Here is a 26,058-nt window from a genome sequence, read left to right on the forward strand (position 1 = left end):
CGTGCTCTCACGATCCTTAGTTCGCAACCTGTACCATGCTGTGACGGACGATCGACTCTTTGTAGGTGTAACCCTTCTGAAGCTCAGCTGCCACAACATTTTCGCCGAGATTCTCATCCTCCACATGCATCACTGCGTTGTGGAAATTCGGATCAAACGGTTTTCCGACGGCCTCGATCGGCTTTACGCCGAGATCATCGAGCGTCTTTACAAACTGCTTATATATCTTTTCCATTCCCTCTGCAAATGCGGTTCCTTTCGCATCCTCCGGGATTGTGTTAAGACCTCTTTCAAAGTTGTCGACGATCGGAAGGATCTTTTCGATCACGTCCTTCGCGCCGATCTCATACATCGCGGACTTTTCCTTGTCCGTTCTCTTGCGGTAATTATCAAATTCCGCCATCGATCTTCTGAGTTTGTCATTTAACTCATCAATCTTCTCGTCCTTCGGATCCTTTTTCTTTTCCGGAGCTTTTTCCTTCTTTCCGGCATCCTCGGACTTCTCAGTTTCTTTATCAGTCTCAGAGGCTTTCGCTTCTTTCTCTTCGGAAGCTTCCGTCTCCTGGTTCTCTTTTTCTAACTCTTTCTCTTCCACTGCTCTCTTCACCTTTCATTTTTAAATGTTTCGTTCAGCTGCGCGACAAGCGATCGCAAGGTTGTTACGACTTTCTCGTAATCCATCCGCTTTGGTCCTACAATACCGATCGTTCCTCGCATTCCATCGCCGAGCGCATAATTTGCGGTTACGATGCTGCAGTCTTTCATGCTCTGGACCGGAGTTTCATCTCCGATGTAGACCTGGATCTCATTGTCCGGGTCATCGGTCTTATTCTGCTGCTGTTCATCGATCAGCCCACGGAGAAGTTCCTTATGTTCTAACGTGCTGATCAGCTGACTCGCTTTCTCTGTATCGGAAAGCTCCGGATATTTGAAAATATTGGTTGCCCCGCTCGTATAGATCTGAAGATCCTCATCCTGGGAACGGATCACTTCGCTGACCTCATTCAGGACCAGATCCACCACTCTTCTGTGGCTTCCGGCCTGCTCCTTCATCTTCGCGATCACACCAAGATTGATCTCCTCGATCGTCAGACCGTTCAGATTGCTGTTCAGGAGAATATTCAGATTCAGGATCTCCTCATCACTGAGTTCCTCATCAACCGTAACAAAAGAGTTCCGGATAATATTTCCTTCCACAACAATTACCACGAGAAGCTTATGTTCCTCAACTCTGGAGAGTTGGATAAATTTAAGCTTCGTCTGGCTGTAACTCGGTCCGCTGATCAGAGTCGCATAATTTGTATTCTTTGCGAGAACCTTTGCAAGCTGCTTCAAAAGCAGTTCCACGCGGTCAACCCGCTGGATCATCAGTTCCTGCATGTGCTCGACCTGACTGTCCTTCTCTTTAATGATCTGGTCAACATAAAACCGGTAACCCTTATCGGAAGGAATCCTTCCGGCTGAAGTATGCGGCTGAAGAATGTAACCAAGCTCTTCCAGATCAGACATCTCATTTCGGATCGTAGCAGAGCTGAGCTTCAGATCCGAGTATTTGGAAATCGTTCTGGATCCGACCGGCTCACCGGTCTCCAGGTACGTCTGGATAATCGCTTTCAAAATTTTCTCTTTTCTCTCATCCAGTTCCAAACCTCTCACCTCTTCTCTCTGATTTGCTAGCACTCTCTTTTGAGGAGTGCTAACATCTACAGTTGCTACTATATTACTTCGCAAGTTTTTTGTCAAGGGCTTTTGATAATTTTCACATTTTTTTCACAAATATAGGAATAATTCCTGTTTTACCCAGAAACCTCCCGGAAACCCCATAATTTCCCGCGCACTTTACCGACAGTAATCTTCCCCAACCAAACTATTTCCTTATAAAATATCGATTCTTCACACTCACTCCCGCAACTCCCCAGCGGTGAGGCTCCGGGCAAAAGTGCTTTGATCCAGATATACACTTCCTCTTAATCCGCAGCTGACTGTGTTGAATACAAAATAGTACACGTCCGAGCGCAGGCAGCGAGTTATACCTCTTTCCTTCCTCCCGCCATCCCACAGCGGTGAGGCTCCGGGATGGCGTGCTTTGATCCGGGGATCTGGCTTCCTCTTAGCTCACGGGTGGCTGCGTTAGAAAATCGGCGACACTTGTCTGAGCGCAGCGAGTTGTATCCTTTTCCTTCCTCCCGCTACTCCCACAGCGGTGAGGCTCCGGGATGGCGTGCTTTAATCCGGAGATCTGGCTCCCTCTTAGCTCACGGGTGGCTGCGTTAGAAAATCGGCGACACCTGTCTGAGCGCAGCGAGTTGTATCCTTTTCCTTCCTCCCGCTACTCCCACAGCGGTGAGGCTCCGGGATGGCGTGCTTTAATCCGGGGATCTGGCTTCCTCTTAGCTCACGGGTGGCTGCGTTAGAAAATCGGCGACACCTGTCTGAGCGCAGCGAGTTGTGTCGTCGATTTTCTGCCCTTAGCAGCCGCCCGTGTGCTTAGAGGAACCATCCCCGCATCCCCTGCACGCTATCCCGGAGCCTCACCGCGTACCTCTCGCCAATCCCCTATAGAAAGCCACCCCCAGCTCTCCCCATGCCCCGAAAACTTGACAAATAAAAAAATCCGTGTATAATACATATTTGTTTCCAAATTGTTACATATTTGTTACATCGCAGCATATACTTTGTAACAGATATGAAACAAAAAAGAAAGGATATGTTATATGAAGAAAATCAGAATGACCATCAGTGTTTTAATAACCATCCTCGCGATGCTCCTAAACACCGTATGCGCCTTCGCAAGCACCTCGAAAAACTCTGGCCACCTCGACAGCATCGACGGAAATAAGATCTCCGGATGGGCGTGGAACTCCGCGGCCCCGGACACCCCTGTCTCCGTCACTGTCACCGTGGTCAACGCCCATACAGGCGACTCTCTCTTAGCAGAGACCGCCACCGCAGATATCGAACGCGATGACTTAAAGACAAGCGGCATCGGAAACGGCGCCCACGGCTTTGAGATCATGATCGACTGGTCCTCCATCCCGGACAACACCTACATGATCAAACTCAGCGTAAACGACCAGGCACTTCCGATCGCCTACCAGTACGATACCGAGACAGGCATCATCAAAAACGCGACTCTCGTCTCCTTAGGAACCTTCAAGACAACCGCCTACTGCCCATGCAGAAGCTGCTCCGAAGGATATGGACGCCTCACAAAAACAGGAACCCAGGCCACCGCGAGCCGCACCGTAGCCGTTGACCCGCGCGTCATCCCGCTCGGAAGCCATCTTCTCATCGACGGCGTCGAATATATCGCTGAGGACGTCGGCGGCGGCGTCAAAGGAAAACACATCGATATTTTTTACAACACACATTCGGAAACAAAAAATCACGGCGTGGAACGTTCTGAGGTCTATCTGATCCAGTCCTGATGCTCCGTTTTCTTACAAAAAGGTGATCTGCCATTGCGCAGGTCACCTTTTTTTACAGGAAAATCCGCGCTTCACAGGCTTTAGCGCTCTGCCTTTCCGATTTCATTTTTTCTATGTTCTCATATACACAAAAAGGGAATCTCCATGGAGCATCCAGTCTCTCACGGAAAATTCCCTTTTAAAATTCCATTTTATGTATTAAAATTTCTGCCGCTTTTTGCTAAACCGTATGTCCCTTGGCAACATAAAACGGCTGTGTATCCGTTCCCTTAAGCTCCTGTCCGACCTCGATCGTAACGTTCTTATCGGTAACAACGTAATCCAGGCGTCCGCCGGCCTTCACGACCGTATCCTGCATCAGGACACTGTTTCTGATCTTCGCGCCTTTCTCGATCTTGACGCCTCTGAAAAGAATACAGTTCTCAACATCTCCCTCGATCACACAGCCATCTGCAACGAGGTTATTTTTCGCCTTACATCCGGTAATGTATCTCGTCGGGTTGTCGTCACGGATCTTTGTGTAGACCGGACCGCCGGTAAACAGCGCTTCCAGATTCTCATCGTCAAGAAGCTTCATATTCTCGTCAAAATAGCTCTTCAATCCGCAGATTCTTGCGCAGTATCCTTCGTACTTGTACGCGCGGACATTGTATTTCTCCAGGCGCGGTGCAAGAATATCTCGCTCAAAGTAGGAATAGCCGCGGACAAACGCCGCATGGATCTTGTCGATCAGCGCTTCCCTTTCCATAATATAGATGTTCATGGAAAGATTCTGCTTTCCGCTCTCCTCAGAGTTCATGAAGATCCGTCTCACACGCCCATCCTCAAGCTTTAACGTATAATACATATCTCCGTGAGCGCCCGCATGGATCAGCTCCGCCGGGATCTCCTGCTCCGTATAGGCAACGGTCACATCCGCACCGCTCTCGATATGTGCCTTTAACATGGCATTGAAGTCGAAATCGACGGCGATGTTGGCGTCCGTCATGATCACATATTTTTCCTTCTTATTTTTAAGGAACGGCAGAATGCTCTCAAGAGCCTCGACACGACCACTGTAGACCTTCATGTTCTTCTCCGCATACGGCGGGAAGATGCTGAGACCTCCGTTCTTTCTGAGAAGATCCCACTCACGGCCGGATCCCAGATGGTCCATCAGGGAATGGTAATTCTCGCGGACCACGATGGAGATATTGCTGATCCCGCAGTTTGCGAGACTCGAAAGGAGGAAATCGATGATCCGGTAACGTCCCGCGAACGGGATGGATGCCATCAGGCGGTCGCCCGCAAGTTCCGGCACCAGATTGTCATAACTGTTCGGGAAAATAATACCGATCGCATTTGCATTGGAATTTACCATTGTTCTTCACCGTCCTCCACATTTTTATTGACCATGGCGTTCGGGCCGATCTTTGCGCCCTTTCCGATTGTGATCCCGGATCCGATCGTCGCGACACCGTGTCCCTCATCCTTCGGCATGGAACCGACGATCGCATTCTCACCGATCACAACGTTCTCGGCAACAATGCAGTGTTCCACAACGGCACCAGCCTTGATGACGGTTCCACCCATGACAACGGCATCCTCGACCTTTGCACCTTTTTCTACCTTAACACCGGAGAACAGGATCGAATGCTTTACATTTCCATCAATCCGGCAGCCGTCTGTGATCATACAGTTCTCAACGACCGCGTTGGAGCCGATCTTATGTCCGGTCATGCCGCTGTTCCGGCTGTAGATCTTCCAATTCTCATCAAAGAGGTTGATCCCGCTGTGCTCCGGATCCAGAACCTCCATATTGGCCTCCCAGAGGGAAGAGATCGTTCCGACATCCTTCCAGTATCCCTCAAAGTGGTAGGCGTACATTTTTCGTCCGTCCTTCAGAAGGTTCGGGATAATGTTGTTTCCGAAGTCGTTCTCGGAGTTCGGATCCGCCTCGTCCTCGATCAGGTACTTCTTTAAGATATCCCAGTTGAAGATGTAGATTCCCATCGAAGCCAAGTTGGACTTCGGGTTCTTCGGTTTCTCCTGAAACTCCGTGATCCGGTCATCATCGTCTGCGACCATCAGGCCGAAGCGGGATGCCTCATCCCACGGGACCTCCATAACGGCAACGCTGAACTCCGCTCCTTTCTCCTTGTGGAAGCGGAGGAAATCACTGTAATCCTGCTTACAGATCTGGTCACCTGATAAGATGATCACATACTGCGGATCGTAGCGCTCGATAAACGGAATGTTCTGATAGATCGCGTTTGCGGTTCCCTTATACCAGTCGGAGCCGGACGCTTTCTGGTACGGCGGCAGTACATGGACTCCCCCGTAGAGACGGTCAAGATCCCACGGCTGACCGTTTCCGATATACTCGTTCAACACCATCGGCTGGTACTGAGTCAGAATTCCAACGGTATCGATTCCTGAATTTACACAGTTCGAGAGCGGGAAGTCGATGATCCGATACTTTCCGCCGAAAGGAACTGCCGGTTTTGCAAGCTTCTGTGTCAGCGCGTAGAGTCTGGAGCCCTGTCCGCCGGCAAGGAGCATTGCGATCATTTCCTTAGCCATAAAAATATCCCCCTGTATTTCTGGATCGGTATTCTCCGTGCAGAATGTATAATATCGCATTCTCAAGGATTGTATAAATTATAGCACATTTTCGCCGTTTTTGATATCTTTTTATACATTTTTACCATACTTTTACTTTGCCTATATATTTCTGTATTACTTTATACTCATAAAGTCAAAATTTCCCATAAATCTAAAAAACGCAGCCTCCGCAGGAACTTCAGTCCTGCAGAAACTGCGCCATGATATAGTTGCTCACATCGAGCCCGTAATCAGTCAGTACAAAGCGGTCACCTTCAAAACGCGCGGCCTTTTCTTGCACGAATGTTTCCATCAGCCCCGGGTAGACTTCCTTTGCGGAGATCCCGAATCGTCTTTCAAATTCTGAAAGCGACACCCCGGCCGTCATCCGGAGCCCTACATAGAAGAATTCCTCTTCCATATCCTTCTTCGTCAGCTTTTCGATATCCGTAAACATTCCCGGCTTTTCTTCGAGGTACTGCTTCATATCCGGGTTCACAGTGAACCGGCAGCCGTCCAGATAGGAGGACGCCCCGAGTCCGAGTCCCAGATACGGAACTCCGGTCCAGTAGCCGATGTTGTGGCGGCACTCCCGCCCCGGCTTCGCATAATTGGAAATCTCATACCGTTCGTATCCGCAGTCCTTTAAAAACCGCTTCGTCTCATGGTACATCTCCCGCTCGGAGTCCTCATCCGGAAGAAGTTTCCGCCCCTCTTCGCTCCCATATCGTTCACCGAACGGCGTTCCTTCCTCGATGATCAGGCTGTATGCGGAGATATGTTCCGGATCAAGATCCGTGACCCGCGAGAGCGTCTCCTTCCATGACTCACAGGTCTGTCCCGGAAGCGCCGACATGAGATCGATATTCAGGTTCGCAAACCCGCACTCGCGGGCCAGCGTAAAGCTCTCCAGAAATTCCGCCCAGGTGTGGATCCGCCCCAGAAGTTTTAACTCCCGGTCATTCGCCGACTGGAGACCGAAGCTCAGCCGGTTAATCCCAGCTTTCCAGTAATCCGTAAGTTTCTCCCGCGTCACCGTCCCGGGATTCGCCTCCATGGAGATCTCCGCGCCATCCGCGACATGAAACGCATGTCTGACATGTTCCATGATCTCCACGATCAGCCCAGAGTCCGGCACCGACGGGGTTCCGCCCCCGATAAAGATCGTCTCGACCGGGATCTCCCCGTATCGTTTTCCCATGACACCGATGTCTTCCATCAGCCGCTTTGCATACATTCTCTGCGTCTTGGCTCCTGACGGGAATGACAGGAAATCGCAGTAGGAACACTTTCTCACACAGAACGGCATGTGCAGATATAATTCCATGCCCCCGCTCATTTGAGCACCCCGCAGAGCATTTCGATCTCATCCTCAAACAGACAGTATCCCGGATCATGCGCTTTTACCGCCGCAAGGACATCTTCGATCTTCATCCACTTTACGGACTCCACTTCTTCCTTCTGAAGTTTCAGGTCTTCGATCTCCACCGGTTTCTCATAGACGAAGACATGGCTCTTTTCATGGTTTTTAAAGATCTGTCCGCCAAATTCGCCCTCATAGCGCCCGTCGTGGACTCCCACAAGCCGCAGCTCTTCCGGTTTCGCTGTGATCCCAAGCTCTTCCTTCAGCTCTCTCAGCGCCGATTCCAGGTAGTCCTGTCCCGCCGGGATATGTCCGGCGCTGGAGATGTCATAACAGCCTGCGAAGGAATCCTTTTCCCCGCTCCGCTTCTGTAAAAGCAGGTCATGTCCTCCGTCCGCGCGTTTTCTCACGACCCAGACATGGCTCGTCCGGTGCCAGTCTCCGTGAAGATGGACCAGAGTCCGCCAGCGCACCTGACCGGACGGTTCCCCGTCTTCACGGAGCAGATCGAGAAGCTCCAACGGCTTTCCATCGAGGACCGCCTCCTTTAAAAGATCATCCTGATAGCGGAGTTTTAAGGAGAAAAACGGCGCATCTTCATCGAGAAGATAATGGAAGATCCGGTCGCCCTCCCACAGGTTCAGGCGGTCGATCTGCGTTTTCGGGACCCACTCCAGCGTTCCCTCATTGCATTCCGCGAGCTCCCCCGCAAAGCCGTCCGCCGTGTAGAGGAAAATGTACTCCATCTCCTCATCGTCATCGTTGTATGCAAAAGTCAGGACGCCCCGGAGCCGGTAGTCTGTGAGCGTCAGACCGGTCTCCTCCTTCGTCTCCCTGAGGATACAGTCCTCCGGACTCTCCCCGCGTTCAAACTTTCCGCCGATGCCGATCCATTTGTCCTTATTGACGTCATGTTTCTTTTTGATCCGGTGGATCATCAGATATTTTTCATCTTTTTCGATATAACAAAGAGTTGTAAGTTTCATTGTGTACCTCACTCTGTTTTTTCAGGGTCTGTCTCCGTCAGGGAAACCGTTCTCCTTTCAGGAGATAAGTAACGGCAAAATCGGTCCGTTTCCATAGATTTGAAAAGAACCGCCGGTGACAGGCCCTGCAGTCAGGAATTCGATCTCCGGTCCGGATACAGGAAAAGTCCATTTCTTATACCGGAAATGGACTTTTGCGTTTTTCCCCTGCTGCGGCGCAGACAGGGAGTATTCTGGACTATATCCTTTTGTCTGTCAGACTGTATTTTTCCAGCTTTTTCCAGAATCCGGCAGAATCTATCCTGCCAATCGATCTCTGATTTTTAAAATCGCTGTTCTTCCCTCTGCCGTCTACTCTTCATCCAGCTTCAGGACGCTCATGAACGCCTTCTGCGGGATCTCCACATTTCCGACCTGGCGCATACGCTTCTTTCCTTCCTTCTGCTTCTCGAGAAGTTTCTTCTTTCGGGAAATATCGCCGCCGTAGCACTTCGCGAGGACATCCTTTCTCATCGCTCTGACGGTCTCACGCGCGATGATCTTTCCGCCGACGGCCGCCTGGATCGGGATCTCAAATAAGTGTTTCGGGATCTCATCCTTTAACTTCTCGCACATCTTTCTTCCGCGCTCGTAGGCGGAACCTTCGAAGACGATGAAGGAAAGGGCATCGACCGCCTCTTTGTTGATCAGGATATCGAGTTTGACAAGCTCGGACTTCTCGTATCCCTTTAACTCGTAGTCGAAGGACGCGTAACCGCGGGATCTGGATTTCAGCGCATCGAAGAAATCGTAGATGATCTCGTTTAACGGAAGCTCATATTTTAAGAGTGCACGCGTCTCTTCCATATATTCCATTCCGAGGTAAACGCCGCGGCGCTCCTGGCACAGCTGCATGATCGCACCGACAAATTCGGTCGTGACCATGATCTCTGCGGAGACGATCGGCTCTTCCATATAGTCGATCTCGGACGGATCCGGCATGTTGGACGGGTTCGTGAGGTCGATCACCTCTCCGTTCGTCTTGTGGATCCGGTATACAACGCCCGGAGCAGTTGTGACAAGGTCGAGGTTGTACTCGCGCTCTAAGCGCTCCTGGATGATCTCCAAGTGTAAAAGTCCAAGGAATCCGCAGCGGAATCCGAATCCAAGAGCGATGGATGTCTCCGGCTCAAAGAACAGGGACGCGTCATTTAACTGTAATTTTTCCAGGGCGTCACGAAGCTCCGGATATTTCGCTCCATCCGCCGGGTAGAGACCGCAGTAGACCATCGGAGTGACTTTCTTATATCCCGGAAGCGGTGCTGCACATGGATTTAAGCGGTTCGTCACCGTATCTCCGACACGGGTATCTTTTACGTTCTTGATGCTGGCGGTAATATAACCTACCATACCGGCGCGGAGCTCATCGCACGGGATAAACTGGCCTGCGCCAAAGTATCCGACCTCCACGACGTCGTAGGAAGCGCCCGTCGCCATCATCTGGATCGGGGTTCCTTTCTTAACGGTTCCCTCTTTCACACGGCAGAACACGATAACGCCGCGGTAGGAATCGTAGAGGGAGTCGAAGATCAGGGCCTGGAGAGGTGCCTCCGGATCTCCCTTCGGAGCTGGGATCTTGTGGACGATCGCCTCTAAAACATCTTCGATATTTAAGCCCATCTTTGCGGAGATCCTCGGCGCATCGTGAGCCTCAAGTCCGATCACGTCCTCGATCTCCTCCGCCACACGGTCCGGATCGGCGCTCGGAAGGTCGATCTTATTGATGACCGGGACAACGTCGAGGTCATGGTCAAGGGCGAGGTAGACGTTCGCAAGTGTCTGCGCCTCGATTCCCTGGGCCGCGTCAACGACAAGGATCGCGCCGTCACAGGCCGCAAGGCTTCGGGATACCTCATAGTTAAAGTCCACATGACCTGGGGTATCGATCAGGTTGAAGATATACTCTTCGCCGTCCTTCGCCTTATAGACAGTACGGACAGCCTGGGATTTGATCGTGATGCCGCGCTCGCGCTCGAGCTCCATATTGTCGAGAACCTGCGCCTGCATCTCACGGCTCGTTAAAAGACCGGTCTTCTCGATAATGCGGTCCGCCAGCGTGGATTTACCGTGATCGATGTGGGCAATGATACAGAAATTTCTGATTTTATCCTGGGAATAATGAACCATTCATGTTCCTCTCTTCTTTTTTACTTCTGCAGGGATCCGGCGCTCTGAGACAGCCGGTTTCCTGCACATCTTTCTTCGTAACTGTTCAGTCCCTCACAGTTACGAGCAAAAATCCATTCCAAATCGGCTTCGCCGATGGGATTTTTGCCTTCAAGCCTGTGTTTTGTTACGGTCAGCGCAGCAAGTGCGCAGACCTACTGAATAATTACCTTTCTTCTATATTTATCGCATTCATTTTCCCATCAGATTCCCTGAGCAGGCTGATGGGGGCAGAAATGGCAATTTATCATATTAAATATAGCATTATTTGCCTTCATGCGCAAGCAGTTCTGAACATGACCTCCCGCAGATTTTGCCGGTTTTTCCGGGAGCCATGGTCTCACTTTCAGGATTTATGATCCCGGGTCTTCCTTCGCAAATATTTACCTTGCAATTTTTCATTTTTACAGGTTTTGTTAAAGCAATTGACATTCCAACCGTTCTGATTTAGACTTTAATTAACATTCTTTACATGAACTTGACATTCATTTCATTGACTGGGATTTCTGCTCCCGGTCCCTCTTTTGTCACCCGTCCACCATTTTCCTGCTGCGATATCCGGACAGGATCCTGCATGACTCTCCATTTTGGATACATATCCGGTAACTACTGCAGCCTTTTGCGTCACGCCAAGGAGAACCCGCTATGAACCATACCCCTAAAAAACAAAAATCCATGGACATGACATCCGGTTCCATCACGAAACTTCTCATCATGTTCGCGGTTCCGCTTGTGATCGGAAATCTCTTTCAGCAGCTCTACAACACCGTAGACAGTCTCGTCGTCGGAAACTTCGTCGGCTCCCACGCCCTCGCCGCTGTTGGGTCCACAACAAGTATCATCAACATGATCGTCATGTTCTTCACAGGAACTTCCGTCGGCGCCGGCGTCGTGATCAGCCGCTACTACGGAGCGCACGATGATGAAAAACTCCACATCGCAGTCGAGACGACGATGGCGCTGACTTTCATCTGCGGAATTCTCCTGACCGGACTCGGCATCTGGGTCGCCCCGTATATGCTGGAATTCATGTCCACACCGGAGGATGTCCTTCCGTCTGCGTCTGTGTACCTTGAAATCTATTTTTCCGGCGTGTTCGGTCTTCTTGTATACAATATGGGAAGTGCGATCCTGCGCGCGGTGGGCGATACGAAGCGTCCCCTCTACTTCCTCTGTCTCTCCAGCGTCATGAACATCGCGCTCGACCTCCTCTTTGTGGTCGGCTTCGGAATGGCGATCGAGGGCGTTGCCTACGCGACGATCATCTCCCAGTTCATCTCCGCTGCCCTGGTACTCATCGTCCTCTCCCGCAGCACGGAAAGTTACAGACTTACCTGGCGTGATCTGCGGATCGACAAAGGAATCTTCAAGCAGATCCTCAGGATCGGACTTCCGACCGGATTCCAGCAGTCGCTGACCTCATTCTCAAACGTGTATGTCCAGTCCTACATCAACACCTTCGGTTCGAGCTGTATGGCCGGATGGAGCAGTTATTCGAAGATCGACCAGTTCGTCTTTCTTCCGATGCAGAGTATCGGTCAGGCTTCCACGACCTTCATGAGTCAGAACCTCGGTGCCGGAAACCTTCCGAGGGCCAAAAAAGGAACCGGTGTCGCGATGCGCCTCGCTCTCATTATCACGTTCGCAAGCGCCGCCGTCCTCTTCCTGTTCGCCCCGAGCCTTGTCGCGATCTTTAACCAGGAGCCGGATGTGGTCCGCTACGGAACCATGTTTCTCCGGATGAACGTCTTCATGCTCGCGTTCTGCTGCCCGAACCAGGTTGTCGCAGGAGCCATGCGAGGAGCCGGTGATTCCAGGACTCCGATGCTGATCATGCTGTTCTCCTTTGTCCTGTTCCGCCAGATCTATCTCTATATTGCAACCTCGATCTGCAACACAGCCGCAGTTGTCGGCTTCGGTTATCCGATCGGATGGATCGTGGCATCCATTCTCGTCGAGCTTTATTATATGTCCGGAAAGTGGGAAAAGAAGATCAGTATGTAAGGAAATCCCAGCAGTCACCTGGCCTTCGGATTTTTTAATCTCCCTGTCCATGATCCAACACAAGATCCAGGATATCTGCAAGCGGCTCCATCGCCGCCTTCGCCTCCGCGTATGTGTTTGTCTGCGCGCCCACCTCGATCAGGGCGGAGCGCGCCCGGACATGCTCATTATAGCGGAGGCCTTTTAAATAGATCTTTCTCATCAGTCCCGGATATTTTCCATCCGCCAGAAGCTGCATCTGGAAGCTGAATGCCAGGTTCGCTCTGAGATTCGGATTCGGAAGATATTCGATCGGTCCGTCCGGGCTCATGGACGTCCCATTGAAAAACATGAGTTTTGCCGTCTCGCTCCCGCCGAGTTCCGTCACAAGTCTCGTCCCATCCGCAACGCCGTCCCTGTGGATATCTAAAACCACTTCGATGGACGGATATTTCTGTAAAAGTCCCGTGATCCCATCAAGTGCATAGGTATACGCCGCACTCCGGTCCAGCTTTCCGTCCCGGTAATCGTAAACACTCTCATCATGAAACACGTTGTAACCGCGTTCCCGCAAAAGGATCGCCAGCTCCTCCCCCAGATGGATCACATCCGCCTCGGGATTTTCCGGATAATCCGCGTAAGTCTCCTGGGAGTGGGTGTGGTAGATCAGGATCTGCGGACTGTCCGCATTCTTTTCGATGGAAAGATCGGTGGACAGAAATGTTTCTGCCTGCATCAGATCACGGCTCGCCGTCGTAGTCGGATGGACATTATAGAATTTTTTCATCAGATAGTCGTAATCATTCAGTTTTTCTAATATAATGCCGGAATTTCCGGTGTTGAAAATTCCGGATGCCAGGAGATTGTCATCCGATGCAGCTCTTTCCTCATGAAGCTGCCCGCTTTCGGTTTGTTCTGACAGACTGCTTTCATCTAGTCCTCCGTTCATCCCCTCTTTTATTCCCTCGTTCGCATTTCCGCCTTCCTGTATTGTTTGCCCGCTTTCGTCCCCGTTTTCCTGTATCATTTTCCCGCTTCCGTCCCTGTATTCTTCCTCTCCAGCCTCCCTGCCTGCGATCCATTCCGCCCGCATCGCCTCGTTCTCATTTTCGATCCCGAAGATTTCTTCATACTCCGCATTCAGCCCGCTGTTTTCATTTTTCCGACTTTCCCGGAAAAACGATACGCCTTCATCTTCTTTCCACGCAGGAAGAAATCCCCGCACAATATCGTCAGCGATCTGTACCGCATGATCCTCATAAAATTTACCCAGCGAAACCGAAAAAACTTTTCTCCCCAGATATAAAACTGCCGCACATACCGCCGCAATCCCGATCCACAGCCCGGCATACCGGAGGACTTCCAGTAAATTCCCGAACATCTGCACGACAAACCGGCGGTCCGCCTGAAGCATCCGCTTAAAATAGTACCATCTCCGCCTCATCCTTACCGCCCGGCCCGCCGTTTCCTTACAGTTTATGTGCAAAAGCGGTGATTCAGTACCTTTACGCCCGATCGCCGGATACCAATCAAGTCTGCTTCTTTTTTCGAGTACATCACGCTATCGCTGCTGAAGAAATCGCATTTTCCTCACTGGATTTTTCTTATCTCATTTCGGATAAATTTCGCACACACTTTCCATCAGCTCCTGTAACGGAATCATTTTTCGTAACTGTTCATTACATGCCTACAGAAAGTTCCCCTGGAGTTTCCCTTCGGATGCATAGCAGATTTATTATGTTCAGCGCAGCAAGTGCACAGATCTGCTGAACAGTTACCCTTTTTCATTTATTGTAAAACAGCGCCCCATGGATCGCCTCCGATATCGTATAGCTCAGAAAATCCACCCGCTCATCAATATCGTGCGGAGTCACATACATGGGACCAAGATCCGGCTTTAAAAGTTCCTTGACGAGTTCAAAAGCCTCCTCAACCTGGAGCATTTCCGGTATCATCCGCTTTTCCTCTCTTCTCCGGGGCTCTTCCTTCGTCCATTTTCCACCGTTTTTTCGCGTTTCCTTATCTTCCTCTGTTTCTTCGGTCTTGATTGCTTCTTTCTTCGTTTTTTCTTTCTTTGTTCCTTTCTCCTCATCACCGGATCCGCATTCCACCCGCTCTCTCAGCATCTCCGTCATCGCCCCGACCGTGTCGTACACGATCGCCGCCGCCCCGACAACCATCGGAATCCCGATCGCAAAAACCGGGATCCCCAGCGTCTCCTCCGTCAGCCCGCTCCGGTGATTTCCGACCCCGGATCCCGGTCGGATCCCCGTATCGGCAAGCTGCACCGTGACTCCGAGTCTCCCCGCACTCCTGGCCGCCAGCGCATCCACAACGATAACAGCATCCGGCTCTGTCTCCCGCACGATCCCCTTTACGATCTCCGCCGTCTCCATCCCCGTCTGCGCCATGACTCCCGGTGTGATCCCACTCAGGATCGGATATCCATGCTTCCAGCAAAAATCCGTCCCGTACTCCATCGCCAGATGCCGCGTCGCCTGGAGATGCTCCAGCACCTTCGGTCCCAGCGCATCCGGCGTCGCCTCCGGATTTCCAAGCCCCACGACCAGCGTCCTCACCGGTCGCTCCATCCGCTCCGCCTCAAGCCCATGATCCACAAACATCCCCCGCAAAAGCCCCGATAACTCCTCCGAGACCTCCCTGTGGTAATCCTCATCCTTCTTCGCAAGCGACGGCGCATCCAGCGTCAGATACACACCGACCGGCTTTCCGAGCGCCTCTTCCCCTCTCTCATCACACACCAAGACCTCCGTCACCCGGATCCCTGCGTCCGCCGCTTCCCACTCCCGTATCCGAACCCCCGCGATCTCACTCCCGCTCTCCCAGACCCGCTCCCGCTCCTCGATCGCCAGATCCGTCCGCACCACAAAATCAACATCCGCCTGCCTCATAGCATCTTCTCCTTCCTACCCACGAAAAGTAACCATTCTCAGTTATAGTGCCCGCGCACTATAACTCGATTTTGCCGATTCTTCGCATTCCAAATCGGCAAAATCCGCGGTCTCCACTGTATCATACGGAATTTTCAGTCCTGAAAATTCCTATCAAAGAAAAGTAACCAGACTCTCTTATTTTTCTCTCGAAAAAAGCAATTTATGTATTGACATCCTGGGAAATATTCGCTAGAATGTAATAGTATGTTTACATTGAACTGTCCGTGTCCAGGCTTTGATGCAAAACAAACAGAGATAATTTTTAAAATAATATGGAGGTGTACAGATTGGCTAACATCAAATCTGCAAAGAAAAGAATCGTAGTAGCAGAGACAAGAGCTGCTAGAAACAAAGCAATCAGATCCAAAGTGAAAACTTTCGTTAAGAAGGTAGAAGCTGCAATTACTGCTGGCGACAAGGCTGCTGCACAGGCTGCACTTCTTGCTGCTACAAGCGAGATCGACAAGGCTACTTCCAAGGGCGTATATCACAAGAATACCGCTTCCAGAAAAGTATCCCGTTTGGCTAAAGCTGTAAGCGCAATGGCTTAATTATCATCGAACTGGATTATTACGCATAAATAAAAAAGAACCGCTGATTCCGAGGGTGTGTCGGAACCGGCGGTTCTTTTTTTTATCCTCTCCCTACTCCCGCCACTGCACAGCGCAGGTATGGCTTCAGACTCAGGCGCCTGATTCCAGGGGCTTTGGCTTCCTCTTGGCTCGCGGGAAAATGCGTTGAAGAGCAGGGGACACTTGTCTGAGCACAGCGAGTTGTGTCCCCTGCTCCCCGCCCTTAGCATTTTCCCGCAAGCCTAGAGGAACCGCCCCAGGAATCCACTCGCGCCTGTGGCTGAAGCCATACCTGCGCGTCCCCTCGCCAAGCCAACACACAGCGCCGGTCTGCCTTCAGACTCAGACGCCTGATTCCAGGGGCTTTGGCTTCCTCTTGGCTCGCGGGAAAATGCGTTGGAGAACAGAGGGCACTTGTCTGAGCGCAGCGAGTTGTGTCCCCTGCTCTCCGCCCTTAGCATTTTTTCGCAAGCCTAGAGGAACCGCCCCCGGAATCCACTCGCGCCTGAGTCTGAAGGCAGGCCGGCGCGTACCTTTCGCCAAGTTTCTAAAGCTAACTCTCCGCCATACCTACCGATACTTCCTAGCGATCAACAACTCTACCGCCAACCGATCCGACAACCTCCCCGTCTTCACCGCTTCCTCCGATTCCACACAAAACTCTACATACGAAAGGATCTGCTCCCGCGAAAACGCCCTCGCCTGCGCAATCAGCTTCCCCGCCACAAACGGCGGCACCTTCACCTTCGAAGCGATCTCCCCCTTCTGGGCGCCCTTCCCCGCAAGCTCCTTCACCTGCAGAAGCTGGTTAAACTGCTTCGCGATCAGAAACATGATCCTCATCGGCGGCTCCTTCAAAGTCAGAAGATCCTCATAGAGATCCATTGCCTTCCTCGTATTCCCCGCGACGATCGCCGTCACCATCTCAAAGATCCGGTTCGTGACATGAACCGTCCCGACCGCCTCGACGTCCTCCTTCGTGATCACCTCGCGCCCCATCGTGTAGCAGATCAGCTTCTCCAGCTCCATCCGGATATTCTCCATATCATCCCCGGTCCGCTCCATAAAATACTCCATGACCTGGCGAGTGATCTTCTTCCCGTCCTTTGCGAGGATCCCCGCCGCCCAGCGCATGAGCTGATCCGCATCCTGCTTCTTTAACTCCGCCGCATATCCATTGTCCTTGACCTTCTTATAAAGCTTGTTCCTCTTATCGACCTCGCTCTCCACAAAGACCATGCAGGTCGATTCCGGGATCTCCGCGATATAATTCACAAGCTCCTCCGGCGCACTGTTCTTGAAAAATCCGCTGCCGTCGACCATCACAAGCCGCCGCTCAGCAAAAAAAGGCATGGTGTCCGCGAGACTTATGATCTCCTTCACGTCCGGCCCCTTGCCCTCAAAATAGTTGTAATTCATCGTGTCATCCCCGGCAATCGCCTCCCGGAGACGCTTTTTATAACTGTTCACAAGAAACGGTTCATCCCCAAACAGCAGATAGACCCGCTTAAATGTTTTCTCTTTGATATCCTGGTTTAATGTCTGCATAACCGCCTCCGTGAACTGTACATTTGATCATTTTCTGCCATCCATTCTATCAGAGATGCCACTGCCGGTCAAGCTGCGCTGTTCTCAATGCTTTCTCAGCACATACCCCAGCCTGTCCACATCGAAATTGATCACCTGCTCCGCCGGAAAATCAAGTTCCTTTAACAGCGCCATCGAATCCTCAAAATGTCCGATCTCATAGCAGATATGGCTGTCCGTCCCCATGAGCACCATGGTGTGATACTTTTTGCATGCCTCCAGGACCTTCCTGATATTTTTCGGTCCGTTGATCCGTGTCGAAAGCGGATTTAACGACCCGTTGTTGAGCTCGATGGCCGTATGGTTTTCCGCAGCTGCAGCCGCAACCTCATCCGGATCGATCGGATACCGGTCATCATCCGGATGACCGATGACCGTCACATTCGGATTCTCGGCAGCGCCCACGAGCGCCGCCGTATTCTTCACGATCCCAAGATTTGCGATACACGGCGTATGAAGACTTGCAATGATGTAATCCATCTTTGAGAGGATCGGCTCCTCCACATCGATTGAGCCGTGTTCATCAAAAATATTCGCCTCGATCCCGTTCACCAGGCGGACCCCGTCCACCGCCTTCGGGATCACCTTAAAATTCTGGAAATAGATGAGCGGTGCCGTTCCCGGCATCATCCGCGCGTGCTCACTCGTTCCGAGGACCTTCAGTCCCATCTTTTTCGCCTCTTCCAGGTTCTCCTTCAGCGTACTGTACGCATGTCCGCTGGCCAGCGTGTGCGTGTGCAGATCCATCAGTGCTCTCAGTTCCATATCAGCCTGCCTTCTTTCTTAAATAGATCGTCTCGCCCTCGTTGTAGAGCTGTCCCTGTCCGGTGTAGACGTTATAGACCGCATCCGTTGTCCGGACCGCGTAGTGGATCTCACGGCCGTTGTACTGTCGGTTCACGATATCCCCGCGGATCCCGTTTCCGTCACGGCTGATCTCGAACTCCTCCGGGCGCACCGGACAGAGTCCCTTGACGAGAAATTCCTTCGCCGCCGGTTCTGTCTCGAAGACAACGTCCTGGTTCTCCACCTTGAACATGTTTCCGAGCCACTTTCCCTTCACGAGATTGCATTTGCTGACAAACGTCGCCGCAAATTCCGTCTGCGGATTGCAGTAAACCTGCTCCGGCGTGTCAAGCTGCTCGATCTTTCCGCTCTTCATGATCAGGATCCGGTCCGCCATGGCGAGCGCCTCACTCTGATCGTGCGTCACATAGATGATCGTTGCCCCCGTGAGCTTGTGAATGTTCTGGATCTCCCGGCGCATGCTGATCTTTAACTCCGCGTCAAGAGCGCTGAGCGGCTCATCCATCAGAAGGATCGACGGCTTCGCGACAATGGCGCGCGCCAGGGAGACACGCTGTTTCTGTCCACCTGAGAGCTCCCCCGGATACCGCTTTTCCATCGCGGAAAGTCCCACCGCCTCGATCGCCTGGTCCACGGCCTTCCGTTTTTCGTCCTCCGTCATGGTACAGCGCTTACTGTTTAACGGAAACTCCACATGCTCCCGCACGGTCATGTGCGGCCAGAGAGCAAACGACTGGAATACCATTCCGAGATTTCTCTTCTCCACAGGAACATTTTCATTCTGGGAAGAAAAGATCTCCCCGTCCTTCAGGATGCTCCCCTCGGTCGGCGCCTCAAATCCGCCGATGATCCGGAGAAGTGTTGTCTTTCCGCATCCGGACGGCCCCAGGATCGCCAGAAATTCTCCGTCACGGATCTCCAGGGAAATATCATCTAATGCTGTGAAATTTCCGAATTTTTTAGTAATATGATCAATTTTAAGGCTCATTTTATTCTCATCTCTCCTCGTTCTTGTTTCCTTACGCTCCCTGTCCGACCGCATGGTCTCCGACTTCTTCCGCGCTGCCCTCCTGTACCTTTGGGCGCTTTGCGTCCTCCTCATCCTTCTTCTTTACGAGAGCCACCAGGCTGTACACAAAGAATACGATGAACACGATCACTGCGGACATTGCCGCGGACAGACTGTAATCTCCGCCCTGCTGCAGGTTGAAGATCGTAAGACCGATCGTCTTTGTCCCGGCACTCGCGAGCATGGACGACAGCGTCAGCTCCGTCAGCGATGAGACAAAGATCAGGAAGGAACTCGAGAGGATCTGCTTCGCCATGACCGGGATCATGATCTTTCTCCAGATCGTCACTTTTCCGGCTCCGAACACTCTTCCCGCCTCCTCGAGCGCCGGTTCCACGGAGAGCATCGCCGTCGTACTTCCCTTGATCTGTAAGACCACGTATCTTGTCGCGTAGGCGATCATCAGGATCTTCACGGTTCCGTAGACACCGGGAACAATGGTCCAGTGGAAGATCATGGCGAGTGCCAGGACGATCCCCGGAAGCGCATATGTCAGTGAGGCCGCAGACTCAAACATCATGGCCGCCTTCGAGTGTTTCCGCACCTTGAGGTACGCAGTCGCCGTACCTGCGATGATACAGATGATACAGGTGACAATGGCAAGCAGGATGCTGTTGAACACTGCCTGACGGACTCCTGCATTCGTAAATACGAACTGGAAGTTCTTGAGCGACAGGTTCTCCGGGCGGAATTTCGTGCCGTAATTCTTTAAAAAAGCGCTCATGATCATGGAGATCACAGGAACCACCGTAAATCCTGCCAGGACTCCGAGGCTTCCCCACTCGAGGATCCGTCTCCACTTCGTCGGAAGCTCATAGCGGACGGAAGTATCCTCCTTCACGCTCTCCAGGTTTGAATTCTTCCGGATCAGCTTTCCCTGGATCAGGGTGCCGCCGATCGCAATGAACGAGAGGATCACGGAGAGGGATGCCGCTTTATGAAAGGAATCCGGACCGAAGCTGATCGCTTTCTCATAAATGTAAGTGCTGAGCACCGGATTTCCGGAGGAGATCCCTAAGAATGCCGGGATACTGAAATTGTCGATGGATGCAAGAAACGCCAGCATGCCGCCGCCCGCGATCGCCGGCATCGCCTGGACCATGGTGATCTTCCGGATCGTCTGAAAAGGCGTATAGCCGGAAGTCCGCCCTGCCCACTCCATGTCGCGCGGGATTTTTCTGAGCATTCCCACTACCAGAAGATAGACGACCGGGATGTTGCAGATCCCCATCACAAGGATGATCCCCGGAAGCGTGTAGATATCGATGACCGGAAGTCCGATATTTTTCAATGTCGTGTTCACAAACCCGCGTTTCAGGAGCAGACTGCTCCAGGACAAGGTGATGATGTAGGAAGGGATGATGTACGGGGCAAGGACGAGGAGCTCCAGGAGCTTTTTCCTCTTCACATTCGTGTAGGCGTTTAAGAATGCGAAGAAACTTCCCGCCGCCACCGCGATCGCCGTCGAAGATACCGATATGATCAGCGTGTTCCGGATCGCTTTTGCCGTCCTCTCCTCATGCAGCATGTCCACATAGTTTTGCAGACCAAAGCCTCCGTCGGTCGTCAGACTCATCCGAAGGAGGCTTAAAATCGGCATAATAAATATGAAGCATACTGCGAGGAAAAAGAGGATCCGGCCTGCAATTGTTTTAATATTACTGGATTTCATGATTTTTCCTCTTATTGTGTACAAATAACGGTTCTTCCATGTCATTCTGATGGACCGGATGAGCAGACTTGCCGAGCCATTATTTTTTCTGCTTATTCAAACATCTTGGAGAATGCTTCCTTGTCGGAATCTCTTGTCTCGACCAGAGTCGGAAGATCATAAGTCAGGTTTGTGATCTCATCCGCGCTCTTTAAGCCCTCCGGAGCCGCAACTCCTTTTCTGATCGGGGTGTAACCGATCTCGGCTGTCGCTTTCTGGCCGTCCTCGGAGAGGATAAAGTCTACAAAGGACTCCGCTGCAGCCTCATTCTTTGTTCCGGCAACGATACCGATCGGCTCTGTGACACAGAGGGAACCTTCGGACGGGTATACGAATTCGATCGGAGCTCCGTCATTTTTGGAGCGGATCGCCATGTAGTCTACGAGAAGACCGAGACCATTCTCTCCTGCAACAACTGCCTTCTGGACAGCTCCGTTGCCCTTGTCGACCTTCACGCCGTTGTCCTTTAAGCCCTGATAGAACTCCCAGCCAAGACCTTCTGTTCTCGTGATGACTCCGAGGTTATATGCAGCTGCTCCGGAATACAGCGGGCTCGGCATGATCAGCTCGTCCTTGTACTCGGCCTTTGTGAGGTCCGCTAAAGACTCTGGAATGTTGGAGACCACATCGGTATTGACCGCGATACCGGTGCTGATGATCTTTGTTCCTGTGTAGGTGTGATCCGCGTCATAGAAGCTCGGATCGATCTCGGAGAGTTCCGGGGACTCATAGCTCATCAGGATGTCTTTCGCCTTTAAGGACTCGAACGTCGCCGCATCGGATACGAGAAGGACATCTGCGAGAACGGAACCGGCCTCTTTCTCTGCGAGGACCTTGCTGACAACTTCCTCAGTTCCGCTTCTGAAGATCTCAACCTTTACATCCGGGCAGGATTTATTGTACTCTTCCACCAGCGCCTGGATGTCTGCCTCCGGCTGGGAGGTGTAGACGGTCAGGGTTCCTGATGCGTCCTTCTTCTCTGCTGCCGTTGTCGCTGCCGCTGTTGTCTGTGCAGCCGTTGTCTCCGCCGGTTTACTGTTGGAACTGCAGCCTGTAAGTGCCAGGATAGCCGCTGTTGTTAAAAGTACGTTTAATTTCTTCATTTCTTTTCTCCTTCAGTGTTTGTATATATTGAATGTTTTCTGTAAGCGCTTCGTAACAATCTCCCTCTTCATAGCCCTCGATGACCATCGGAAAGCCATATGCCAGAAGTCTCGGGTAGATCTCCTCAAAATCAAAATCACCGTCCGGGATCGGCGTGTGAAGTTTTGTGCCTTTCTTGTTTGTCAGATGAACCTTTGAGACGCGTCCCATGATACGAATATTCTCGAAAAATTCCTCCTCCGTCAGGCTGTGTGCCAGATCGATCGTATAGGTCAGCTTTCCTCTCAAATCCCTCACGATCCCGAACATGCCGTCCGGCGTCGTCGCCATCTCTTTCGGAATGTGTTCCATGATCTCCATGGAGATATCCACGCCCCGCTCCTTCGCGTATCCGTAAAATTCCCGAATGCTTTCGTAGGCCCGGTCTCTGGCCGCCTCGTCCTCTTTTAATGTGTATCTCGGCGGATGGACCGTCACCTCGTCAGCTCCAAGCTCCACAGCCAGATCCACCGATGACTTGATCTCCTCCACGGATGCCCTCCGGACCGCATCGTTTAATGCCGCGTAGTTGAGATCCCAGCTCTTTGCGTGGACTACGATGTTCAGGCCCAGCTCTTTTTTCAGCCTGCGGATCGTTTCCAGATCCAGCTTTTTCGTCTCCGCATGCTGCGCCCACAATTCGATCCCATCAAAGCCATTCTCTGCCGCTGTCCTCATGAGCGTCTCTGCATCGGCGTCCCACATGAGCGTCGATGAAAAATAAAATCCTTTCATTCTGTTTCTTTCCTCCAGACAAACAGAATTATAGAAACAGGATGTAAAATTCAAAAGGACTACTTTGTAAAATTTCGGTAAGCGAAAACCAAAATCTTTTTTGCGGATGTAAAGTCCTGTCATTTTGTGTCAAGGAACGTCATGATTTCGATATAAGTTACGAATTACCTTTTAAACTCGGTCTCATCCCTGAAATGACAAGAAGACAGTGAGCTTTTTTCAAGTTAAATACATCCATGATCCATCATACGGTCAATCGGACATACGTGACTTATGTAATTTCTTTTCGTATAAGCCGCACCTTGGTTCCTCTTCACATGGATTCCCTGCAGCGTCTTTGCTCCCGCCGTGGCCGGCTTATCATTTCTCCCGGATCATCGTCCGCACCCGGATCTTCTTTCCATCCGTCCGGATCATGACGGCGCCGGATTTTCCGGTCTCGAGGATCTCAGAACTGGCTTCTTTCAGTCGTTCCTTCACTTCCGGTGCCGGATGGCCGTAGCGGTTCTTTCTTCCATAGGAGAGCACTGTGATCGACGGGGACAGGGTTTCTATAAACCTTTCCCCTGAGGATGTCGCAGAACCATGGTGGCCGGCTTTTAAGACCGTCACAGGAGTCAGGATCCCGGAATCCAGAAGTATTTCCTCCCCGCTTTCTTCCATATCTCCCGTGAGAAGCAGCGAAAACCGGTCAAACGTCAGGCGAAATACCAGGGATTCCTCATTCCGGTCTGCGAATTCCGTCTCCCCGTCCGGGGACAGGCATTCCAGCTTCATTCCTTTTCCCGGAAAATCTTTCCATATATCGCCGCGTTCGGCATAAAACACAGGAATCCCCTGCTTTTTTGCCAGCTCCGCCATCGTCCCGTAGATCTCATCTGTTCCTGCTTCCGGCATCATAAGACCGCCCACCGTGATCCCCGATTCCAGGTGTTCTAAAAGATACCGGATCCCGTTGATGTGGTCCTGGTCTCCATGGGTCATGACGGCAAGATCCAAGTGCGCCACACCCTGACTCTTGAGATACGGGACCAGCGTCTTCTCCCCGACCGTCTTCTGCTGGCTGCTGCCGCAGTCCACAAGGACTGCTTTGTCGGATGAACGCAGAACGATCCCGTCGCCCTGCCCGACGTCGAGGAATGTGACGGAAAGACCTGCGGGGCGGGATGGGAGAAGGAAACAGAATGCGGCGAGCCAGCAGACAGTAAGACCGAACAGGCGCTTCCTTTTATCGAACTGCATTCTGCATTTTCTCTGATGTTCCAATTGTCTGACTGATTTACAGACTCTCTTTCTGATCATGTTTTTTTCTGAATTTTCTGTTTTTTGTCCGTCCGCCATTTCTACATCTTTTTTTCCAGTCTTTCCTCTGTCTTTTTCTCCTCTTTCCCAACCGTTTTCTGCCATCATTTTCCCAAATTTTTCCCAGGTTTTCTCTCCCCGCTCATAGATAACCGCTCCCAGGATCAGACATCCGTAATAACAACCGATCTTCCACACCTCTGGCTGCCCAAAAACGAGCTCCGCCCCCGGAAGCTTTCCGGTGCTGCTGCAGACGAATTCATAAAAACGCAAAATATAATGTGCGCCTCCGAGCATGGCGCTCCCCACCGATATTGATAAAAAGGACAGACCAAGTCCAAGAAATCCCGATATGACCGCATACGTCATCAGCGGGATCACGATAAGATTTAAGAACACCCCGTAGAGCGGGATTCCAAAAGAATGCCAGAGAATGACGGGTGCCGTCACCATCTGGAGTGAAAGACTTGTAAAAAAGGCGGACGCCGCCGCAGAAGACCGTTCCCCCGCAAAAATCTTTTCCCCGCGAACCGAAAACAATCGTCCCGGGTAGACTAACGATGTCACAGCGAGAAAAGAGAGCTGAAATGAGGCCTGCGTCAAAAGAAAAGGATGAGCGAGCAGGAGTCCCACAGCCGGAATGCACATCGCCGTCGGAAGATCGTAGGTCCTCCCAACAGCCGCCGCCAGAAAGGAGAGCAGCGCCATCGAGACCGCCCGTACCACAGAGGCACCGGAGCCCACCATCATCCCGTAGACGCAGAGAAAGCTGCCTGCACCCACTCCCGCAAACCAGAATCCTGCCCCGCCTTTCCGGAATATTTTCCAGATTCCGAGTCCGACGATGGAGACATGAAGTCCGCTGATCGCCAGAAGGTGGGAAATCCCGTTTTTCCGGTAAAGTTCATAGACGGCACTGTCCAGATCCTCTTTCTCCCCGAACAGGACCGCCGACAGGATCCCGGCATCCTCCGGGAGTGCGATCGTCTTTAAGCGTTCCGAAAGAGATCGGCGGATCCGGTACAGGCGATCGGCGATGATCCGTGTTTTTCCTCCGGTCACCGCATATCCGTCCGCGTAGACGATCCCGGAGATCCCCCGGGACCTGCAGTACAGACGGTAATCGAACCCGCCCGGATTTCTCGCCGGATCCGCAGCCTTTCCCTCTCCAAAGACACGGATCCTTTTTCCTGCAGAAAGTAACTCTGAATTCCATCCCACACTTTCACTTTCATTTGTTCCTGCTTCCACGATCTCAAGGTAACATAAAACTCTCCGGAATCTCCCCACCAGTCCGCCGTTTTCCTCTTCCGAGGTACAGTCCCCGAGAACAACCTCCAGCGTCCCGTCCTTCTCCTTCACCGACCGGACGGTCCCGTTTAAAACCACTCCATCCTCCTGTTCCTCCAGAAAAAATCCCTCTTCCCGCAAAAATGCCGCCTGTTCCGCCTCCATCCTGAGACTCCCCACAGCCAGTCCCGCCATAAAAAGAAGGACTGGCAGCCTGTATTTGCTCTTCCGGCGCGCAAATGCGCACACCAAAAAGAGCAGCCAGACTGCCAGTCCAAAAATGATCTGCTCTGCCGGGATCCACAGGTTCAGTGCCTCTCCAAGTACCAATCCCCCTGTC

At 51.8% G+C, this 26,058-nt stretch carries 20 protein-coding genes; 3 read left to right on the top strand and 17 right to left on the bottom strand.

All coding sequences use genetic code 11. The annotated features are described in order from the left end of the window. Positions 1–16 precede the first annotated feature (16 nt). A complete protein-coding gene (gene grpE / locus FN001_RS12860) occupies positions 17–595 on the bottom strand; it encodes a nucleotide exchange factor GrpE (protein WP_243022267.1) in 579 nt (192 codons plus the stop codon). An 8-nt stretch (positions 596–603) separates the two neighbouring features. Next, positions 604–1,656 (bottom strand): heat-inducible transcriptional repressor HrcA, encoded by a 1,053-nt coding sequence (hrcA, locus tag FN001_RS12865; RefSeq protein ID WP_118299193.1) that lies wholly within the window; start codon positions 1,654–1,656, stop codon positions 604–606. 1,058 nt (positions 1,657–2,714) lie between these two features. Between hrcA and FN001_RS12870 the strand changes: the two genes are divergently transcribed. Beyond that, the gene (locus FN001_RS12870; RefSeq protein WP_142412114.1) at positions 2,715–3,428 is read left to right on the top strand and encodes a 3D domain-containing protein; all 714 of its coding nucleotides are present in this window, start codon (positions 2,715–2,717) and stop codon (positions 3,426–3,428) included. A 220-nt stretch (positions 3,429–3,648) separates the two neighbouring features. On the opposite strand, the gene glgD is transcribed toward FN001_RS12870, so the two are convergent. From glgD to FN001_RS18160, 6 genes are all read right to left on the bottom strand, one after another. Then, positions 3,649–4,788: a glucose-1-phosphate adenylyltransferase subunit GlgD gene (gene glgD / locus FN001_RS12875; RefSeq protein ID WP_142412115.1), complete on the bottom strand. Its 1,140-nt coding sequence runs from the start codon at positions 4,786–4,788 to the stop codon at positions 3,649–3,651. Continuing rightward, positions 4,782–5,990, bottom strand: a complete 1,209-nt coding sequence (locus FN001_RS12880) for a glucose-1-phosphate adenylyltransferase (protein ID WP_118530796.1) — start codon at positions 5,988–5,990, stop codon at positions 4,782–4,784. The genes glgD and FN001_RS12880 overlap by 7 nt, the downstream gene beginning before the upstream one ends. A 220-nt stretch (positions 5,991–6,210) precedes the next feature. Continuing rightward, a complete protein-coding gene (gene hemW, locus FN001_RS12885; RefSeq protein ID WP_142412116.1) occupies positions 6,211–7,350 on the bottom strand; it encodes a radical SAM family heme chaperone HemW in 1,140 nt (379 codons plus the stop codon). Beyond that, positions 7,347–8,360 carry an NUDIX domain-containing protein gene (locus FN001_RS12890; RefSeq protein ID WP_142412117.1) on the bottom strand — a complete coding sequence of 338 codons (1,014 nt, stop codon included), beginning with the start codon at positions 8,358–8,360 and terminating at the stop codon, positions 7,347–7,349. Before FN001_RS12890 ends, hemW begins: the two co-directional genes overlap by 4 nt. 351 nt (positions 8,361–8,711) lie before the next feature. Further along, positions 8,712–10,526, bottom strand: a complete 1,815-nt coding sequence (gene lepA, locus FN001_RS12895; protein WP_118515568.1) for a translation elongation factor 4 — start codon at positions 10,524–10,526, stop codon at positions 8,712–8,714. A gap of 303 nt (positions 10,527–10,829) precedes the next feature. Next, positions 10,830–10,997, bottom strand: a complete 168-nt coding sequence (locus FN001_RS18160) for a hypothetical protein (RefSeq protein WP_185911935.1) — start codon at positions 10,995–10,997, stop codon at positions 10,830–10,832. 213 nt (positions 10,998–11,210) lie between these two features. On the opposite strand from FN001_RS18160, the gene FN001_RS12900 reads away from it, so the two are divergent. After that, a complete protein-coding gene (locus FN001_RS12900) occupies positions 11,211–12,569 on the top strand; it encodes an MATE family efflux transporter (protein ID WP_142412118.1) in 1,359 nt (452 codons plus the stop codon). A gap of 34 nt (positions 12,570–12,603) precedes the next feature. Here the strand turns inward: FN001_RS12900 and FN001_RS12905 are convergent, their stop codons facing one another. Then, a complete protein-coding gene (locus FN001_RS12905) occupies positions 12,604–13,992 on the bottom strand; it encodes a stage II sporulation protein P (RefSeq protein WP_243122017.1) in 1,389 nt (462 codons plus the stop codon). A 340-nt stretch (positions 13,993–14,332) separates the two neighbouring features. Then, positions 14,333–15,460 carry a GPR endopeptidase gene (gpr, locus tag FN001_RS12910; protein ID WP_142412119.1) on the bottom strand — a complete coding sequence of 376 codons (1,128 nt, stop codon included), beginning with the start codon at positions 15,458–15,460 and terminating at the stop codon, positions 14,333–14,335. 329 nt (positions 15,461–15,789) lie between these two features. Here gpr and rpsT point away from each other — a divergent pair, with 329 nt between their 5' ends. After that, positions 15,790–16,053 carry a 30S ribosomal protein S20 gene (gene rpsT, locus FN001_RS12915; protein ID WP_021905348.1) on the top strand — a complete coding sequence of 88 codons (264 nt, stop codon included), beginning with the start codon at positions 15,790–15,792 and terminating at the stop codon, positions 16,051–16,053. Positions 16,054–16,644: 591 nt separating this feature from the next. On the opposite strand, the gene holA is transcribed toward rpsT, so the two are convergent. The 7 genes from holA to FN001_RS12950 form a co-directional block, all read right to left on the bottom strand. Next, complete coding sequence (holA, locus tag FN001_RS12920) at positions 16,645–17,622, bottom strand: DNA polymerase III subunit delta (RefSeq protein ID WP_118515570.1); 978 nt, start codon at positions 17,620–17,622, stop codon at positions 16,645–16,647. A gap of 84 nt (positions 17,623–17,706) precedes the next feature. Further along, positions 17,707–18,426 carry a phosphatase gene (locus FN001_RS12925; protein WP_243122019.1) on the bottom strand — a complete coding sequence of 240 codons (720 nt, stop codon included), beginning with the start codon at positions 18,424–18,426 and terminating at the stop codon, positions 17,707–17,709. Between the two features lies 1 nt (position 18,427). After that, positions 18,428–19,456 carry an ABC transporter ATP-binding protein gene (locus FN001_RS12930; protein WP_142412120.1) on the bottom strand — a complete coding sequence of 343 codons (1,029 nt, stop codon included), beginning with the start codon at positions 19,454–19,456 and terminating at the stop codon, positions 18,428–18,430. Positions 19,457–19,487: 31 nt separating this feature from the next. Beyond that, positions 19,488–21,209 carry an ABC transporter permease gene (locus FN001_RS12935; protein ID WP_142412121.1) on the bottom strand — a complete coding sequence of 574 codons (1,722 nt, stop codon included), beginning with the start codon at positions 21,207–21,209 and terminating at the stop codon, positions 19,488–19,490. A gap of 92 nt (positions 21,210–21,301) precedes the next feature. After that, the gene (locus FN001_RS12940) at positions 21,302–22,351 is read right to left on the bottom strand and encodes an ABC transporter substrate-binding protein (RefSeq protein ID WP_142412122.1); all 1,050 of its coding nucleotides are present in this window, start codon (positions 22,349–22,351) and stop codon (positions 21,302–21,304) included. After that, on the bottom strand, positions 22,281–23,126 hold the full coding sequence (locus tag FN001_RS12945; RefSeq protein ID WP_185911936.1) for a sugar phosphate isomerase/epimerase family protein: 846 nt from the start codon (positions 23,124–23,126) through the stop codon (positions 22,281–22,283). The genes FN001_RS12940 and FN001_RS12945 overlap by 71 nt, the downstream gene beginning before the upstream one ends. 360 nt (positions 23,127–23,486) lie before the next feature. Then, positions 23,487–26,048: a ComEC/Rec2 family competence protein gene (locus tag FN001_RS12950; RefSeq protein ID WP_185911937.1), complete on the bottom strand. Its 2,562-nt coding sequence runs from the start codon at positions 26,046–26,048 to the stop codon at positions 23,487–23,489. Between the last annotated feature and the right edge of the window lie 10 nt (positions 26,049–26,058).

This window comes from Clostridium sp. Marseille-P7770 (assembly GCF_902143525.1).
Classification (GTDB): domain Bacteria; phylum Bacillota; class Clostridia; order Lachnospirales; family Lachnospiraceae; genus Pilosibacter.

Excerpts from the sequence above, each read along its gene's own strand:
- FN001_RS12870 (WP_142412114.1), top strand. The coding sequence starts at position 2,715 with ATGAAGAAAATCAGAATGACCATCAGTGTTTTAATAACCATCCTCGCG.
- glgD (WP_142412115.1), bottom strand. The coding sequence starts at position 4,788 with ATGGTAAATTCCAATGCAAATGCGATCGGTATTATTTTCCCGAACAGT.
- FN001_RS12880 (WP_118530796.1), bottom strand. The coding sequence starts at position 5,990 with ATGGCTAAGGAAATGATCGCAATGCTCCTTGCCGGCGGACAGGGCTCC.
- hemW (WP_142412116.1), bottom strand. The coding sequence starts at position 7,350 with ATGAGCGGGGGCATGGAATTATATCTGCACATGCCGTTCTGTGTGAGA.
- FN001_RS12890 (WP_142412117.1), bottom strand. The coding sequence starts at position 8,360 with ATGAAACTTACAACTCTTTGTTATATCGAAAAAGATGAAAAATATCTG.
- lepA (WP_118515568.1), bottom strand. The coding sequence starts at position 10,526 with ATGGTTCATTATTCCCAGGATAAAATCAGAAATTTCTGTATCATTGCC.
- FN001_RS18160 (WP_185911935.1), bottom strand. The coding sequence starts at position 10,997 with ATGTCAATTGCTTTAACAAAACCTGTAAAAATGAAAAATTGCAAGGTA.
- FN001_RS12900 (WP_142412118.1), top strand. The coding sequence starts at position 11,211 with ATGAACCATACCCCTAAAAAACAAAAATCCATGGACATGACATCCGGT.
- FN001_RS12905 (WP_243122017.1), bottom strand. The coding sequence starts at position 13,992 with ATGAGGCGGAGATGGTACTATTTTAAGCGGATGCTTCAGGCGGACCGC.
- gpr (WP_142412119.1), bottom strand. The coding sequence starts at position 15,460 with ATGAGGCAGGCGGATGTTGATTTTGTGGTGCGGACGGATCTGGCGATC.
- holA (WP_118515570.1), bottom strand. The coding sequence starts at position 17,622 with ATGCAGACATTAAACCAGGATATCAAAGAGAAAACATTTAAGCGGGTC.
- FN001_RS12925 (WP_243122019.1), bottom strand. The coding sequence starts at position 18,426 with ATGGAACTGAGAGCACTGATGGATCTGCACACGCACACGCTGGCCAGC.
- FN001_RS12930 (WP_142412120.1), bottom strand. The coding sequence starts at position 19,456 with ATGAGCCTTAAAATTGATCATATTACTAAAAAATTCGGAAATTTCACA.
- FN001_RS12935 (WP_142412121.1), bottom strand. The coding sequence starts at position 21,209 with ATGAAATCCAGTAATATTAAAACAATTGCAGGCCGGATCCTCTTTTTC.
- FN001_RS12940 (WP_142412122.1), bottom strand. The coding sequence starts at position 22,351 with ATGAAGAAATTAAACGTACTTTTAACAACAGCGGCTATCCTGGCACTT.
- FN001_RS12945 (WP_185911936.1), bottom strand. The coding sequence starts at position 23,126 with ATGAAAGGATTTTATTTTTCATCGACGCTCATGTGGGACGCCGATGCA.